Here is a 15,099-nt window from a genome sequence, read left to right as displayed (position 1 = left end):
GACAATCGCGCAGGCCTGCCTACATTTCGTCCGTGAAGGCTCGATCCAGAGTGCCGTCTGTCCCGGGGCGCATCCTAAGGGTTTTTCCCTATATGATGTGACATATCCGCGAAATGGTTCGTCTGCTAGGTGCCGGACGCCGGCGCGGGCCTTCTCCCGCCTTCAGGACAATGGGACGGGCCTTGCTCAACAGCACCATCAGCTTCCTGCGCGATCGGATCGGCTTCAAGCGGATCGTGCTCGCAGTCTCCTTCGCGATGCTCGCCTTCGCGGTCTATATCCTCTACCACAAGTTGAAGGTCATCGACTGGTCGAAGGTCTGGGAGGCGATCGGCCAGATCGGGCCGACCACGCTGATCATCGCCGGGCTGTTTGCCGTCGCGGCCTATGCGACCCTGACCGTCTACGACTATTTCGCAACGCGCACGATCGGGCGTGACGACATCCCCTACCCGGCCTGCGCGGTGGGCTCCTTCACCAGCTATTCGATCGCCCACAATCTGGGAGCGACCGTCTTCACGGCGGCCGTCGTGCGCTACCTCGTCTATTCGCGCTACCAGATCACCGGTCCCCAGGTGGTGAAGATCTGCTTCATCGCAGGTCTCACCTTCTGGCTGGGCAATGCCACGGTCCTTGGCCTTGGCTTCGTGCTGGAGCCGGAGGTGGTGGCACCGGTGGTGCGGACCATCGGGCTCGGCGGCGATGCCGTCCGCATTGCCGGCTTTGTCGTGCTGGCGGCGCTGGCCGGCTGGCTCATCTTCGTCTCGGTGCCGCGCCAGTTCGGCTCGGGCGCCTGGGTTATCAAGCTGCCGAGCGCCAGGCTGACCGGACTGCAGATGGCCATCGGCGTGGTGGACCTCGCCTGCTGCTCGGCGATCCTCTACGTGCTGCTGATGGCCATGCCGAATGCGCCGCCCGCCCCCTTCGTGGCGGTGGCGGTCATCTTCTGCTCCGCCATGCTGCTGGGCTTTGCCACGCACGCGCCAGGAGCGGCCGGTGCCTTCGAGGCGACGCTGCTCGTGGCCCTGCCGCCGCTCGGCTTCACGGCGGAAGCGGTGGTCGCCGCCTTCATCCTGTTCCGGCTCTACTATTTCATCGGCCCCTTCCTGCTGGCGCTGCTGCTGATCGCCGTGCGCGAGTTCGCCTCCGGGCACCGGTCGCTTGACCACCTGAAGGAGAGCATGGCGGTGATCCGTCAGGCCGAAGCGAGCCAGGAAGCGGCCAAGCAGGCGACAAAGCCGGGCCCGGCCGAATAGGCGTTTACGGGCCTCGGCCCCGCCGCTAGAAGGCCGTCATCGCAGCGGATGGAGGCTCCATGGTCCGGGTTCTGGTCTTTTCGGGATCGATCCGTTCGGCATCGCTCAATGCGAAGCTCGCCGCGGCGGCCGCGCTGGAACTGGCGCGCCTCGACGCCGAGGTGACTTTGCTGTCGCTCGCCGACTATCCGCTGCCGCTCTACGACGGCGACCTGGAGGCGGCCGAAGGCCAGCCGGACAACGCCCTGAAGCTGAAACGCCAATTCTGCGACCACCAGGCCATCTTCATTGCCGGCCCGGAATACAATGCCGGGGTCACGCCGCTTCTGAAGAATGCAATCGACTGGGTCAGCCGCGTGCGCGAGGACGGCGAGCCGCCGCTCGCCGCCTATCGGGACCGGGTCTTCGCGCTCGGCTCGGCCTCGCCGGGCGGCTATGGCGGCATGCGCTCGCAGATGGCGACGCGCCAGGTGCTGGAACTCGGCTGCGGCGCCCTGGTCATCCCCGAAGGCGTCGCGATCCCGGCGGCGCATCAGGCCTTCGACGAGGACGGCAGCCTGAAGGAGGAGCGGCTTCGCAAGCTGCTCGCCAACACTTGCCGGGCGCTCATCGAACGGACGAGGCTGCTGGCACGATGACGATCCCGAACGCCGATCCACGAGCGAAGCTGTTCGTCGCTCTCGACCTGCCCTCCGTGGCCGCGGCCGAGCGGCTGGTGGCGCTGCTCGGCGAAACGGTGACGCACTACAAGATCGGCTACCGGCTGGGCTATGCCGGCGGCCTCGCCTTCGGCCGGGACCTGATCGCCGCCGGCAAGACGGTGTTCTTCGACCTGAAGCTGCACGACATCGACAACACGGTGCGGGAGGGCGTCGAGTCCATCGCGGCCAGCGGCGCCCATTACCTCACCGTCCATGCCTATCCGCAGACCATGCGCGCGGCGGTCGCCGGCAAGGCCGGCTCCGGACTGAAGATCCTCGCCGTGACCATCCTCACATCCTGGAACGATCTCGACTGCGCCGAGGCCGGCTATGCCGGGACCGTGCCGATCCTGGTCGCCAACCGCGCCCGCCAGGCGGCCGCACTCGGCATCGACGGCATCGTCTGCTCGGCAGAGGAGGCCGGCAGCCTCAGGACCTCCGGGCTGCCGGATCATGTGGAACTGGTCACGCCCGGAATAAGGCCCGCCGGATCGGCAGCCGGGGACCAGAAGCGGGTCGTCACGCCGGGCGCCGCCATTGCCGGCGGTGCCGACCGGCTGGTCGTCGGCCGCCCGATCACAGCGGCAGCCGACCCCGCCGAAGCCGCCAACGCGATTTTGATGGAGATCACCGCTGCAATGCGGTGAAGTCGTGTTATTCTGTTCGGGATCACAAGGTCCGGGTTCGGGGCATCGCCCCGCCTGACGTTTCAGGGAGCCCTTGCCCGAATGCCGAGATCGGACGTACCCCGTCGCCTGAGCCCGATCGAGGCGCTTCTGACGGCCATATTCGGCGTCGGCGGCGGCCTTTTCATCGCGGTGTTCATGTTCGTCCAGCTTCGATCCGCATGGATGAGCGGCGTCGTTGCGCTCGGCCAGGGCGGCGACGCAGCCGTTGGCCTCGACTACGAATCGGAGCCTTTCAGCTTCATCATCGCCATGTCGGCCCTGTTTCCCGCCGCCATCATCTGCGGCATTGCCCTGTCGGCTGCCAGCATCATCGTACTCGTCCGACACCGCGGTGCGGTCCGTCGCGCCGCCCGGGTCAGCCGCAAGTAGCGCGGCACGCCAAAGGCTTGCGCGAGCCGCTGCCGGGGGCTACCTGAACAGCGGGCCTGACGCCCGGCGGGAGCCTGCGGACCATGTCTCTGGATACCGATGTCGTCATGGACCGGCGCCTGATGCGCCGGAAGCTGACCTTCTGGCGGGTTTTGGCCGTGGCCGCCGTCATTCTCGCGATCGGCACGGCCGGCTGGACGATCGGACGGCGGACCGGGCTCATTCCCGGCCTCGAGCATGTCGCCCGTATCGAGGTGAAGGGCGTCATCACGCAGAACGCCGAAGTCATCCAGATGATCGATCGCATCCGGCAGAACCGCTATGCCCGCGCGCTTGTCGTGACCATCGACTCTCCCGGCGGCACGGTGTCCGGCTCCGAAGCGCTCTATCAGGCGATCCGGGCCGTGGCGGCGGTCAAGCCGACCGTGGCCGTGGTCGAGGGCCAGGCGGTGTCGGGCGGCTATATCGCGGCGATCGCCACCGATCACATCGTCTCGCGCGAGACCTCGCTGACCGGCTCGATCGGCGTCATTGTCCAGTTTCCCAATGTGGTGCGCCTGCTGGAACAGCTGGGCGTGCGGGTCGATGCCGTGCGCTCCACGCCGCTGAAGGCCAATCCCAGCGGCCTCGAACCGACCAGCCCCGAGGCGGTCGCCGCGCTGCGCGAGATCGTCGCCGACAGCTATTCCTGGTTCCAGCGGATCGTCCGGGAGCGCCGTTCGATGAGCGAGGACGAATTGCGAACGGCCTCGGACGGCCGCGTCTTTGCCGGAAACCGCGCGCTTGCCATGAAGCTTGTCGACACGATCGGCGGACCGAACGAGGCGCGCACCTGGCTCGTCGGGCGCGGCGTGGCGCGAACCCTGCCCATGCAGCGCTACCGGCCCGCCTCCACCACGCGCGCTTCCCTTGTCGGGGCGCTGGCAGCGCCACTGGTGGAAGCTGCAGGTCTCACGGCCTTCGCTGAAAGGTTGCGCGCGACCGGCGTCGCAACCCAGGTCGAGCTCACCGCGCTTGACGGGCTTCTGGCCGTCTGGCAGCCTCCAACCCCATGAGCTGATTTAGAAAAATAGCCCTCAGGGCAACAGAGGGGGCGCGCAGGCGGCGCGCGACAGAGATGATCAAGTCCGAACTCGTCCAGAAGATCGCCGAGCGAAACCCGCAACTCTACCAGCGCGATGTCGAGAACATCGTCAATGCCATTCTCGACGAGGTGGTTGCGGCGCTCGCTCGCGGCGACCGGGTGGAACTGCGCGGTTTCGGGGCTTTCTCCGTGAAGGCGCGCAATGCGCGGGTGGGTCGCAACCCGCGCACCGGTGCCCATGTGAAGGTCGAGGACAAGGTCGTGCCCTTCTTCAAGACGGGCAAGGAAATGCGCGAACGCCTGAACAAGGGCGCCTGACATGCTGCGCCGGATCGTCAACTGGCTGGTGGTGCTGCCGATCGCCATCGTCGCGGTCGCGCTGGCGGTTGCCAATCGCGGGTCGATGACGGTTTCGCTCGATCCGTTTTCGCGCGAGGCGCCGGCCTATGTGCTGACCATGCCGATCTATGTCGTCATCCTCTTGACCCTGACGCTTGGCGTCGTCCTGGGCGGGGTGACCGTGTGGTGGCGGCAGGGGCGGTATCGCAAGCGGTGCCGGCGCGCGGAAAGCGATCTCCATGTCGCCCGCGCGGAGGCGAACCGGCTGCGGACCGAACTCGACCGCTCGGCAGGACTGGCCGCGTCCGGCGGCGTGCCTGCCCGCATCTCGAGGCCGGCAGCCTGATTTCATGCGCATCGTCACAGCCGGCGAGATTGCCGCCACCCTGTCCTATCCGGCGCTGGTCGAGGCGCTCGCCGACGCCTTCCGCGCCGACTTCACGGTGCCGCTGCGCCATCACCATCCGATCCCGCAGGCGGGCGGCGAGCCCGAGGCCATGCTGCTGCTCATGCCGGCCTGGACACCGCCGGGCGAGGGCTCCTATGTCGGAACCAAGATCGTCTCGGTCTATCCGGGCAATGGCACGCGCAGCCTGCCGGCCATCTATGGCTCCTACCTGCTCAGCAACGGCCAGACCGGCGCCCCGCTCGCCATTCTCGACGGCACGACGCTGACCGTCTGGCGCACGGCCTGTGCCAGTGCGCTCGCATCGCGGTTCCTGTCGCGCAAGGACGCCTCGCACATGGTCATGGTCGGGGCCGGTGCGCTCGCCCCGCATCTGATCCAGGCCCATGCCGCCGTGCGGCCGATCCGCCAGGCCGCCATCTGGAACCGTTCGCGCGACAAGGCCCATGCGCTGGTCGAGGGCCTGCAGGGTCTCGTTCCGAATGTCCGGCTCACGGTCACGACCGACCTGCAGGCTGCGGTGGAGGAGGCAGATATCGTCTCCTGCGCCACCATCTCCGCCAAGCCGCTGATCCATGGCGGCTGGCTCAAGGATGGCGCCCATCTCGACCTCGTCGGAGGCTATACGCCGGCCATGCGCGAGGCCGACGATGCCGCCGTCACCCGCGCCAGCCTGTTCATCGACACCCGGACCGGCGCGCTGAAGGAGGCCGGCGACATCGTCGACCCGATCCGGCGCGGCGTCGTGACCGAGGCGGCGGTGAAGGCGGACCTGTTCGAGCTGTGCCGCGGCCGGCACGCCGGCCGCACGTCTGAACAGGAGGTGACGCTGTTCAAGTCTGTCGGCACGGCACTGGAGGATCTTGCCGCTGCCATGCTGGTGTGGCGCTCGCTGCCGGTCTAGGACAGCGGCATGTCGCTCATCGTCAAGATCTGCGGACTGAGGTCCGCCGCCGCCATGGACGCCGCCCTGCAGGCGGGAGCCGACATGGTCGGGCTGGTGTTCTACCCCCGCAGCCCGCGCAACGTGCAGGTGCCGGAGGCGGTCGCCCTGGCGGCCCGGGCCCGCGACCGGGCGGCGGTGGTGACGCTCACCGTGGATGCCGACGACGTGATCCTCGGCACGATCATCGGCGCGGTGAAGCCCGACATTCTCCAGCTTCACGGATCGGAAAGCCCCGAGCGGTTGGCGGAAATCCGCGCGCGTTTCGGGGTGAAGGTGATGAAGGCGGTCGGGATCGGCGAACCAGCCGACCTCTCCGACCTCTCGCACTATGCCTCGGTGAGCGACTATCTGCTCGTCGATGCCAAGCCGCCGAAGACGCCCGAGGCCCTGCCGGGCGGCAACGGCCTTGCCTTCGACTGGCGGCTGGTTGCCGGCCTTGACCCCGGCGTGCCCGTCGTGCTTTCGGGAGGCCTGACCCCCGAGACGGTCGCAGAGGCCGTGCGACTGACCCGGTTGCAGGGTGTCGACGTATCATCCGGCGTGGAGACTGCGCCGGGCATCAAGGATCCCGGCAAGATCAGGGCCTTCGTGGCCGCCGCCCGCCGCGCTGCCGGCGAAGGAGACAGGCGATGAACGCACCCGCAAAGCCGAACTCGTTCCGGTCGGGACCTGACGAGCAGGGGCGTTTCGGTCCCTATGGCGGCCGCTTCGTCGCCGAGACGCTGATGCCGAACATCCTGGAACTGGAGCGGGCCTATCAGGAGGCGCGGAGCGACCCGGCCTATGCGGCGGAAATGGGCGGCCACCTGACCCATTATGTCGGCCGCCCCTCGCCGCTCTATTTTGCCGAACGGCTGACCGATCATCTCGGCGGCGCGAAGATCTACCTCAAGCGCGAGGAGTTGAACCACACCGGCTCTCACAAGGTGAACAACGTGCTGGGCCAGATCCTGCTCGCGCGCCGGATGGGCAAGAAGCGGATCATCGCCGAGACCGGTGCCGGCCAGCACGGCGTTGCGACCGCCACGCTCTGCGCGCGCTTCGGCCTGGAATGTATCGTCTACATGGGCGCGGTCGACGTCGCCCGACAAGCTCCCAACGTGTTCCGCATGAAGATGCTGGGCGCCACCGTCGTCCCCGTTCAGTCCGGCGCGAAGACGCTGAAGGACGCCATGAACGAGGCCCTGCGCGACTGGGTGACCAATGTGGAGACGACGTTCTACTGCATCGGCACGGTGGCCGGCCCCCACCCCTACCCGTCCATGGTCCGTGATTTCCAGTCGGTGATCGGCAACGAGACCCGCGAGCAGATGATGGCGGCGGAAGGCCGCCTGCCCGACAGCCTGATCGCCTGTGTCGGCGGCGGCTCCAATGCCATCGGCCTGTTCCATCCCTTCCTCGACGATCCCTCGGTCGAGATTTTCGGCGTGGAGGCGGCCGGCCACGGCCTGGACAAGCTGCATGCCGCATCCATCTCCGGCGGCCGGCCGGGCGTGCTGCACGGCAACCGCACCTATCTGCTGATGGATGCCGACGGCCAGATCGAAGAAGGCCATTCCATCTCCGCCGGCCTCGACTACCCGGGCATCGGGCCGGAGCATTCCTGGCTGAACGACATCGGCAGGGTGACCTATCTCTCGGCGACCGACGACGAGGCGCTGGAGGCCTTCCAGCTCTTGTCGAAGGTCGAGGGGATCATTCCGGCCCTGGAATGCGCCCATGCGCTGGCCAAGGTCGCGGACCTCGCGCCGCAGCGCCCGAAGGACCATCTCATGGTCGTCAATCTTTCCGGCCGCGGCGACAAGGACGTGCCGCAGGTGGCCGACATGCTGGGGACAAAGCTGTGACCACCCGCCTCGACACCCGTTTCGCCGATCTGGCCCGCGAGGGCCGCGCCGGCCTCGTCACCTATGTCATGGCCGGCGACCCCGACCGGGAGACCGCCCGCTCCATCCTGAAGGCGCTGCCGGGCGCCGGTGCCGACGTGATCGAGTTCGGCATGCCCTTCACCGATCCGATGGCGGACGGGCCGTCCGTCCAGGCGGCTGGCCTGCGCGCACTCAAGGGCGGCCAGACGCTGAAAAAGACCCTGGAGGACATCGCCTGGTTCCGCGAGAGCGACCAGATCACGCCGATCGTGCTGATGGGCTACTACAATCCGATCTACATCCATGGCGTAGACCGCTTCCTGGCCGATGCCCGTTCCGCCGGCATTGACGGGCTGATCGTCGTCGACCTGCCGCCTGAGGAGGATGCCGAACTCTGCGTGCCGGCCCTCAAGGCCGGGCTCAACTTCATCCGTCTCGCGACCCCGACCACCGACGACAAGCGCCTGCCGACCGTGCTGACCAACACCTCCGGCTTCGTGTACTACGTCTCGATCACCGGCATTACCGGCGCGGCGACGCCGGATTTCGGCAAGACCGCCGACGCGGTCGCCCGCATCAAGGCGCACACCGCCCTGCCGGTGGCGGTGGGCTTCGGCGTCAAGAATGCTGACCATGCTGCGGCGGTGGCCCGCGGCGCGGATGCCGTGGTGGTGGGGTCGGCGCTGGTGGATGCGCTGAAGGGTTCGCTCGATGCGGACGGCCGGGCGAGCGACCGCACGGTGAGCGCGGTCACCGATCTTGTCGGCTCGCTGGCGGCAGGGGTTCGGAACGCACGCAGGGCTGCCGAATAACGGCCGTCTTTGCCGGTCATCTCACGCATTCCTCCGCGGATCGATTCTGTCCGCCTTCGGAGACCGAGCCATGAACTGGATCACCGACGTCCTGCCTCCGAAGATCCGCTCCTTCCTGAAGCGGGACACGCCGGAAAACCTGTGGATCAAGTGCCCGGAGACCGGGCAGATGGTCTTCCACAAGGATCTGGAGACCAATCTGTTCGTGATCCCCGGCTCGGGCGTGCACATGCGCATGGGCTCGACGGCGCGGATGCGGTCGGTGTTCGACAACGGCACCTGGATCGACGTGGCGCTGCCCGACGTGCCGGCCGATCCGCTGAAGTTCCGCGACGAGAAGCGCTATGCCGATCGCCTCAAGGACGCACGGACCCGCACCGGCATGGCCGATGCCATCAAGGTCGGCTACGGCAAGCTCGACGGTCTGGCGGTGACGGTGGCCGTGCAGGACATGGACTTCATGGCCGGCTCGCTGGGCACGGCGGCGGGCGAGGCGATCATCCGGGGCATGATGACGGCGGTGGAGAAGCACACGCCCTTCATCATCTTCACGGCCTCCGGCGGCGCGCGCATGCAGGAGGGCATCCTGTCGCTCATGCAGATGCCGCGCACGACCGTAGCCGTTCAGGCGCTGCGCGAGGCCAAGCTGCCCTATCTGGTGGTGCTGACCAACCCGACCACGGGCGGCGTCACGGCGAGCTATGCCATGCTGGGCGACGTCCATATCGCCGAGCCCGGCGCGCTGATCGGCTTTGCCGGCCCGCGCGTCATCGAGCAGACCATCCGCGAGAAATTGCCCGAAGGCTTCCAGCGTGCCGAATATCTGAAGGATCACGGCATGGTCGACATGGTCGTCCACCGCCACGACCTGCGAGACACGCTTGCGAGGCTCTGCCGGCTGCTTACCAAACAGCCGCCCCGGCCCGTGCCGGCCGAGATCCCGGTCGTCGAGACCAAGGAGACGGCAGAGCCGGCCGCATCCTGACGCGCAGTTCCGGCCTGCGCCGGCCACCCTTGACGGCGGGGCCTCCCCGGCCTTCTGTCACGCCGTTTCCGGCATCCTGCCCCCCTGTCGTTCCCCGCCGCATCATGACGGTTGCCACCACACCGATCGCCGACATCCTGGAGCGGCTCTCCCGGCTCCATCCCAAGCTGATCGACCTGTCGCTCGATCGGATGCACGGTGCGCTCGCGCGGCTTGGCGATCCGCATCTTGCCCTGCCGCCGGTCATTCATGTGGCCGGCACCAACGGCAAGGGTTCGACCTCGGCCTTTGCCCGCGCCTTCCTGGAGGCCTCCGGCCGGCGGGTGCATGTCTATACCTCGCCGCATCTGGTGCGCTTCAACGAGCGCTACCGGCTGGGCGCCGCCGGTGGCGGCCGCCTGGTCGACGACGAGACGCTCGGGGAGGTCCTGCTCGAGGTCGAGCGGAAGAACGAGGGGCAGCCGATCACCCAGTTCGAGATCACCACCATTGCCGGGCTGGTGATGTTTGCGCGCCATCCGGCCGATGCGCTGGTCCTGGAGGTCGGGATGGGCGGCCGTTTCGACGCGACCAATGTGGTGGCGCGGCCGGCCGTCTCGGTGATCACGCCGGTTTCGATGGATCATGCCGACTATCTTGGCGACACCATTCCAAAGATCGCGGCCGAGAAGGCTGGTATCCTGAAGCGCGGCCGGCCCGCGGTCATTGCCCGCCAGACGCCGGAGGCCATGGCGGTGATCGAGCAGGCTGCTGAAGCCACCCGCTCGCGGCTCCTGGTCTCCGGCCTCGACTGGTTCGCGCGCGAGGAGAACGGGCGGTTCATCTATCAGGACGAGAATGGCCTGATCGACGCGCCGCCGCCGCGCCTTGCCGGCGCTCACCAGTTCGAGAATGCCGGCACGGCGCTCGCGGCGGTCAAGACGGCCGGGTTCAGCCTGACCGACGCCGAGGTCGCCCGCGGATTGCAGGCTGTCCGGTGGCCGGCACGGCTGCAGAGGCTGACCGGCCGGGTCGCCGATGTGCTGCCTTCAGGCGCCGAGGTCTGGCTCGACGGCGGGCACAATCCGGGCGGCGGCGAGGTGCTGTCCGAGGCGATCGGGACCATGAACGCCCGCAATCCCCGGCCGCTGGTGATGGTGGCCGGCATGATCTCGACCAAGGATCCGCGCGGCTTCCTCGACCATTTCACCCGTTTCGCGCCGAGGCTGCTGGCCGTGCCGTTCGCCTATCCGGCGGCCCTGCCGGCCGAGGCGCTGGCGGAGGCCGCCCGCGCAACCGGGATCGATGCCGTGCCGGCGGCGAGCCTCGATGCCGCGCTGGACGCCATCCGCGTCTCCGACTGGCCCGTGCCGCCGCGTGTACTGATCACCGGCAGCCTGTATCTGGCCGGCGAGGTTCTGGATGCGGACGGCTGGGAGCCGGACTGACGCTGTCCGGTCGCGGCAGGGTGGCGCGCGCCGGAGGCCGAGCGATACCTCGCGGGGGTCGCCCAACCCTCGTGAAACGCCCCGGCCCGAGATGATCCCGGAAAGCCCCCCTCCCGTCACCTGCAGACAGACCACCGCGTTTGCGATTTCACCTCAAGTGCCTGCCAATTTCAGGTGATGCGCGAAACTGGAACCGGTTCAAGTTTGTTTCAAACGGTTGCATCCCGATCTTGTGATCGGCAGATTGCCGTTTCGAGGTTCCGTTAGGTCACCGTTAACCGGCCCCGGGGATGGTGTGGCCATTCCCTAACGTCATGGACGGACCATCGATGCTCGGCCCCTGGATCAACGACAAGGCAGCGTGGATTGCGGCGCTCGACCGTTCCCAGGCCATCATCCAGTTTGAGCCCGACGGACGCATCCTGGACGCGAATCGGCTGTTCCTGGACTGTGTCGGCTATGCGCTGGAGGACGTGCGTGGCCAGCATCATTCCATGTTCGTGCCGGCGGAGGAGCGGAATGCGCCCGCCTACAAGGCGTTCTGGAGCGAGCTTCGCGCCGGACGCTTCCAGAGCGCCGAGTTCCGGCGCATCGGCAAGGGCGGCCGCGAGATATGGATCCAGGCCAGCTACAATCCGCTGATCGACCGGCGCGGCAAGGTCTACCGGGTGGTGAAGTTCGCCACCGACATCACGGCCGAAAAGCTGAAGGCGGCGGACGTCAGCGGCCAGATCGCTGCGATCCACAAGTCGCAGGCGGTCATCGCGTTCGACCTGTCCGGCACCATCCTGACCGCCAACGACAATTTCCTCGCCACGCTCGGCTACCGGCTCGACGAGATCGCCGGCCGCCACCATTCGATGTTCGTCGATCCGGCGGAGCGGGACACGCAGGCCTACACGGCCTTCTGGGAGGCGCTCGCGCGCGGCGAGTTCCAGACGGCCCAGTACCGGCGCATCAGCAAGGATGGGCGAAGGGTCTGGATCCAGGCGAGCTACAATCCGATCCTCGACATGAGCGGACGTCCGTTCAAGGTCGTCAAATTCGCTACCGACATCACCGCGCAGGTGGAGGAGCAGGCCCGTCGTGCGCGTGTCCAGAGCGAGATCGCCCAGGGCCTCGACGCTATCACCGAGGCCGTCTCCAGCGCCACCCGGGAGGCGACCGAGGCGGCTGCCGCCTCCACCCAGACCACGGGCAATGTGCAGGCGGTCGCGGCCGGCGCAGAAGAGTTGACGGCATCGGTTGGCGAGATCAGCCGGCAGGCCGAGCACGCCCGCGACATCTCGACCCGCGCGGTCGACCAAGCCAACACCACCAACAGTATTGTCTCGGGACTGTCGAGCGCGGCGCAGCGGATCGGCGATGTCGTGCAACTCATCACCACCATCGCCGCCCAGACCAATCTCCTGGCGCTGAACGCCACCATCGAGGCGGCACGGGCCGGCGAGGCGGGCCGCGGTTTCGCGGTCGTCGCCTCGGAGGTGAAGAGTCTTGCCACCCAGACCTCGCGCGCAACCGAGGAAATCGGCGCGCAGATCGCATCGGTGCAGACATCGACCCAGGGTGCCGTTCAGGCCATCGACGAGATCGGCGCGACCATTTCGACGATCAACGAGATTTCCGCCGCGATCGCGACGGCCGTCGCCCAGCAGCGTGCCGTGGCCGAGGAGATGTCGGGCAACATGCGCGTGGCTGCGGAGGGCGTTTCGGCGATCAGCAGCAGCATGGGCGCCATCGCCCGCTCGACCGCGAGCGTGGACGATTCGGCACGGCACATCTCGGAGGCCGCGCGCGCCATTGCCTGAGGCGCGGAGCGCCAGATCCTCGCCCCGCTTGGCGCCGCGCCCCGAAGGCTGTCAGATGAGACGGCATCGGCAGGGCAGCGGCGACAGGCATGACGAGGACGGCACATCAGCGGGCTGCAATTCCCCGGGCGGCGGCCTTCGGGGCCAAAACCCTGCGCGCGGCGCTGCTGCTGCCAGTGCTGCTGGCGCCATCGACGCCGGCCAGGCCGAGCGAAAGCCTGCCGGCTCCCGAGAGGACCGCCCTGCGTGCGCTCTGCCTTGCGACGGCCCGGCAGCCGCCCTCCCCGCTGGCCATGGAGATTGCCGCAACGGCGCTCAGGGAGCATGCGGCCTTTGGCGGCCATGTGATCGGCCGCGACGGACGGCTGCTCGTGTTCGGGGCCGTGGAGGCCGATGCCCGCCGCGATCCGGCGCGGGGGCTCGAGCCGGCCTTCCGGCAGGTGATGCGCTACTGGCAGACGCTCGGCCCGGTCGAGGGCAGCCCACTTGGCCTGCGGAGCGGGGAGGACGGCACGCCGAACCTGCCGCTTGCGACAGCCCTTGAACGCCTCGGGCGCGCCGATCTCTCCGACACGGAGCGGCAGGCGCTCCAGGCAGCGGCCGAACGCGCGGCCGCCGTCGACGTGCCCTGGTCGGCCGCCTTCGTCTCACATGTCGTGCTGTCGGCCGGCGTGTCGCGCAGCCGCTTCGCCGCGTCCATGGCCCATGTCGACTATGTCGCCGAGGCGGCGCGGCGCTCGCGTGCGGAGACGGGCGGCACCGCCCATTCGGCGCTCTACCGGGCCTGCGATCCCCTGGCGACGCCGGTCCGCCCCGGCGATCTCGTCTGCCTGCACCGCCATCGGCCGGGCGAGGCGCCCCCGGCCGGCAGGGACGGGCTGTTCGCCACGCTGCTGCCCGGCCTTGCGAGCGGCGAGCGGCCCGTCTGGTCGCTACACTGCGACATCGTGGTGAGCCGCGACGAGCGACGGCGCACGGCGGAAGTGGTCGGCGGCAATGTGCTGCAATCGGTCAGCCGCCGGATGCTGCCGGTCGACCGGCGCGGCGCGCTCGCACGCGGGCCTCAGCGGCCGGACTGTTTCGAGGATCGCGGCCCCGGCCCGCTGTGCCGGCCGGAATCGGCCGCCTGGTTCATGCTGCTGCAGGCGACCGGCCCGGACTGACCCGCCCGGCGGTCAATAGGCGTCGCGCCGCCGCAGCAGGGCGAGCGAGGCCATGGCGCCGACCGCACCGAACAATGTCAGCGCCGTCATCGGCACCGGGCTGAGATAGGCCCCGACCATCGTGCCGGCGATCTGTGCGGCGATGGCGCCAAGTCCCATCTGGGCGAAACCCACGATGCCGGAAGCCGAGCCTGCAGCCTGCGGCCGGACGCTGACAGCGCCGGCGATGGCGCCAGGCAGTTGCAGGCCATTGAAGAGGGCAATCGCCGCCTGCGGGATGAACAGCATGGCCGGGTGGGTCATGTGACCGGTCAGGGCAATGGCGAACTGCACCAGCGCCGCAGCCAGCATGCCGATGCAGCCCCAGAGCATCAGCCGGTCGGAGCCGAGCCGCGCCGAATAGCGCCCGCAGATGGCGTTGCCGATCATGTAGCCGGAGGCATTGACGATGAACCACAGGCCGTAAGTGGTCGTCGACTGGCCCATCAGGGTGATCGTGATGTGCGGCGCGCCGCCGAGAAAGGCGAAGAAGGTGATCGAGGACAGCGCCCCGAGCAGCAGGTAGCCGACGAAGATGCGGTCGCGGGCCAGACCGCGGGCATCGGCGAGAAGCTGCGAGATGGTCGGCGACGACACCGTGGCGCGCGTTTCCGGCAGGCGCTGGAAGGTCAGCGCCATGGCGGCCAGCGCCACCACGGCCGTGGCGACGAAGACCCAGCGCCAGCCGACGCTCTCGATCAGCAGGCCGCCGAAGGTGGGCGCCACCATCGGCGCCACCACCATGGCCATGGTGACCCAGCCGATCATGGAGGCCGAACGGTCGCGATCGAACACGTCGCGGATGATCGCCCGGCCGATCACCTGGCCGGCCGAGGCACCGAAACTCTGCAACACACGGGCGAGCACCAGCATGGAGGCGCTGGCGGCGAAGGCCGCGAACAGGCTGGTGGCGGCCGTCAGCGCCAGCGCGGTGAGGACCACCGGGCGGCGGCCGAACCGGTCGGACAGCGGCCCGAGCACGAGCTGCGATACCGCCATGCCGGCGAGATAGAGCGTGATGGTCAGCTGGATGAAGCCGGGATCGGAATCGAACAGCTGCGTGAGCATCGGCAATGCCGGCAGGGGCAGATTGAGCGCCATCGGCCCGATCGCTGCCAGCACGACAAGGAGCGGCACCAGGGCTCGCGGCTGCAGGCGGACATCGGGCGTCACGGGCGGGGCTCGAGGCTCCAGAAGGCGGGGCCGG

16 protein-coding genes are annotated in these 15,099 nt (G+C 68.5%); 15 read left to right on the top strand and 1 reads right to left on the bottom strand.

Going from position 1 to position 15,099, the window contains the following annotated elements:
* Positions 1–182: 182 nt before the first annotated feature.
* The 15 genes from ACTIFS_RS08515 (at position 183) to ACTIFS_RS08445 (ending at position 13,853) form a co-directional block, all read left to right on the top strand.
* Complete coding sequence (locus ACTIFS_RS08515; RefSeq protein ID WP_439573649.1) at positions 183–1,256, top strand: lysylphosphatidylglycerol synthase transmembrane domain-containing protein; 1,074 nt, start codon at positions 183–185, stop codon at positions 1,254–1,256.
* 59 nt (positions 1,257–1,315) lie between these two features.
* Positions 1,316–1,894, top strand: a complete 579-nt coding sequence (locus tag ACTIFS_RS08510) for an NADPH-dependent FMN reductase (protein ID WP_439573648.1) — start codon at positions 1,316–1,318, stop codon at positions 1,892–1,894.
* Positions 1,891–2,604, top strand: a complete 714-nt coding sequence (pyrF, locus tag ACTIFS_RS08505; RefSeq protein ID WP_439573647.1) for an orotidine-5'-phosphate decarboxylase — start codon at positions 1,891–1,893, stop codon at positions 2,602–2,604. Before ACTIFS_RS08510 ends, pyrF begins: the two co-directional genes overlap by 4 nt.
* Before the next feature lie 81 nt (positions 2,605–2,685).
* Positions 2,686–3,015 (top strand): hypothetical protein, encoded by a 330-nt coding sequence (locus ACTIFS_RS08500; protein ID WP_439573646.1) that lies wholly within the window; start codon positions 2,686–2,688, stop codon positions 3,013–3,015.
* 83 nt (positions 3,016–3,098) lie between these two features.
* A complete protein-coding gene (sppA, locus tag ACTIFS_RS08495; RefSeq protein ID WP_439573645.1) occupies positions 3,099–4,070 on the top strand; it encodes a signal peptide peptidase SppA in 972 nt (323 codons plus the stop codon).
* 62 nt (positions 4,071–4,132) lie between these two features.
* Positions 4,133–4,417: an integration host factor subunit beta gene (locus ACTIFS_RS08490; protein WP_439573644.1), complete on the top strand. Its 285-nt coding sequence runs from the start codon at positions 4,133–4,135 to the stop codon at positions 4,415–4,417.
* Position 4,418: 1 nt separating this feature from the next.
* Positions 4,419–4,784 carry a lipopolysaccharide assembly protein LapA domain-containing protein gene (locus ACTIFS_RS08485; RefSeq protein WP_439573643.1) on the top strand — a complete coding sequence of 122 codons (366 nt, stop codon included), beginning with the start codon at positions 4,419–4,421 and terminating at the stop codon, positions 4,782–4,784.
* A 4-nt stretch (positions 4,785–4,788) separates the two neighbouring features.
* Positions 4,789–5,748: an ornithine cyclodeaminase family protein gene (locus tag ACTIFS_RS08480; protein WP_439573642.1), complete on the top strand. Its 960-nt coding sequence runs from the start codon at positions 4,789–4,791 to the stop codon at positions 5,746–5,748.
* Between the two features lie 9 nt (positions 5,749–5,757).
* The gene (locus ACTIFS_RS08475) at positions 5,758–6,423 is read left to right on the top strand and encodes a phosphoribosylanthranilate isomerase (protein WP_439573641.1); all 666 of its coding nucleotides are present in this window, start codon (positions 5,758–5,760) and stop codon (positions 6,421–6,423) included.
* Complete coding sequence (gene trpB, locus ACTIFS_RS08470; RefSeq protein WP_439573640.1) at positions 6,420–7,637, top strand: tryptophan synthase subunit beta; 1,218 nt, start codon at positions 6,420–6,422, stop codon at positions 7,635–7,637. Before ACTIFS_RS08475 ends, trpB begins: the two co-directional genes overlap by 4 nt.
* Positions 7,634–8,470, top strand: coding sequence for a tryptophan synthase subunit alpha (gene trpA / locus ACTIFS_RS08465; protein WP_439573639.1), 837 nt, complete (start codon positions 7,634–7,636; stop codon positions 8,468–8,470). Before trpB ends, trpA begins: the two co-directional genes overlap by 4 nt.
* Before the next feature lie 70 nt (positions 8,471–8,540).
* Positions 8,541–9,455 (top strand): acetyl-CoA carboxylase, carboxyltransferase subunit beta, encoded by a 915-nt coding sequence (gene accD, locus ACTIFS_RS08460; protein WP_439573638.1) that lies wholly within the window; start codon positions 8,541–8,543, stop codon positions 9,453–9,455.
* A 104-nt stretch (positions 9,456–9,559) separates the two neighbouring features.
* Complete coding sequence (locus ACTIFS_RS08455; RefSeq protein WP_439573637.1) at positions 9,560–10,882, top strand: bifunctional folylpolyglutamate synthase/dihydrofolate synthase; 1,323 nt, start codon at positions 9,560–9,562, stop codon at positions 10,880–10,882.
* A gap of 329 nt (positions 10,883–11,211) precedes the next feature.
* The gene (locus ACTIFS_RS08450) at positions 11,212–12,690 is read left to right on the top strand and encodes a methyl-accepting chemotaxis protein (protein WP_439573636.1); all 1,479 of its coding nucleotides are present in this window, start codon (positions 11,212–11,214) and stop codon (positions 12,688–12,690) included.
* A gap of 89 nt (positions 12,691–12,779) precedes the next feature.
* Positions 12,780–13,853, top strand: coding sequence for a DUF2272 domain-containing protein (locus ACTIFS_RS08445; RefSeq protein ID WP_439573635.1), 1,074 nt, complete (start codon positions 12,780–12,782; stop codon positions 13,851–13,853).
* A gap of 12 nt (positions 13,854–13,865) precedes the next feature.
* Here ACTIFS_RS08445 and ACTIFS_RS08440 read toward each other — a convergent pair whose 3' ends face one another.
* A complete protein-coding gene (locus ACTIFS_RS08440; protein ID WP_439573634.1) occupies positions 13,866–15,065 on the bottom strand; it encodes a multidrug effflux MFS transporter in 1,200 nt (399 codons plus the stop codon).
* Between the last annotated feature and the right edge of the window lie 34 nt (positions 15,066–15,099).

The organism is Phreatobacter sp. (assembly GCF_051860605.1).
Taxonomy (GTDB): Bacteria; Pseudomonadota; Alphaproteobacteria; order Rhizobiales; family Phreatobacteraceae; genus Phreatobacter.
The sequence above is the reverse complement of the archived record's forward strand: the minus strand, read 5'-3'. Positions and strand labels throughout refer to the sequence as shown.

Excerpts from the sequence above, each read along its gene's own strand:
- ACTIFS_RS08510 (WP_439573648.1), top strand. The coding sequence starts at position 1,316 with ATGGTCCGGGTTCTGGTCTTTTCGGGATCGATCCGTTCGGCATCGCTC.
- pyrF (WP_439573647.1), top strand. The coding sequence starts at position 1,891 with ATGACGATCCCGAACGCCGATCCACGAGCGAAGCTGTTCGTCGCTCTC.
- ACTIFS_RS08500 (WP_439573646.1), top strand. The coding sequence starts at position 2,686 with ATGCCGAGATCGGACGTACCCCGTCGCCTGAGCCCGATCGAGGCGCTT.
- sppA (WP_439573645.1), top strand. The coding sequence starts at position 3,099 with ATGTCTCTGGATACCGATGTCGTCATGGACCGGCGCCTGATGCGCCGG.
- ACTIFS_RS08490 (WP_439573644.1), top strand. The coding sequence starts at position 4,133 with ATGATCAAGTCCGAACTCGTCCAGAAGATCGCCGAGCGAAACCCGCAA.
- ACTIFS_RS08485 (WP_439573643.1), top strand. The coding sequence starts at position 4,419 with ATGCTGCGCCGGATCGTCAACTGGCTGGTGGTGCTGCCGATCGCCATC.
- ACTIFS_RS08480 (WP_439573642.1), top strand. The coding sequence starts at position 4,789 with ATGCGCATCGTCACAGCCGGCGAGATTGCCGCCACCCTGTCCTATCCG.
- ACTIFS_RS08475 (WP_439573641.1), top strand. The coding sequence starts at position 5,758 with ATGTCGCTCATCGTCAAGATCTGCGGACTGAGGTCCGCCGCCGCCATG.
- trpB (WP_439573640.1), top strand. The coding sequence starts at position 6,420 with ATGAACGCACCCGCAAAGCCGAACTCGTTCCGGTCGGGACCTGACGAG.
- accD (WP_439573638.1), top strand. The coding sequence starts at position 8,541 with ATGAACTGGATCACCGACGTCCTGCCTCCGAAGATCCGCTCCTTCCTG.
- ACTIFS_RS08455 (WP_439573637.1), top strand. The coding sequence starts at position 9,560 with ATGACGGTTGCCACCACACCGATCGCCGACATCCTGGAGCGGCTCTCC.
- ACTIFS_RS08450 (WP_439573636.1), top strand. The coding sequence starts at position 11,212 with ATGCTCGGCCCCTGGATCAACGACAAGGCAGCGTGGATTGCGGCGCTC.
- ACTIFS_RS08445 (WP_439573635.1), top strand. The coding sequence starts at position 12,780 with ATGACGAGGACGGCACATCAGCGGGCTGCAATTCCCCGGGCGGCGGCC.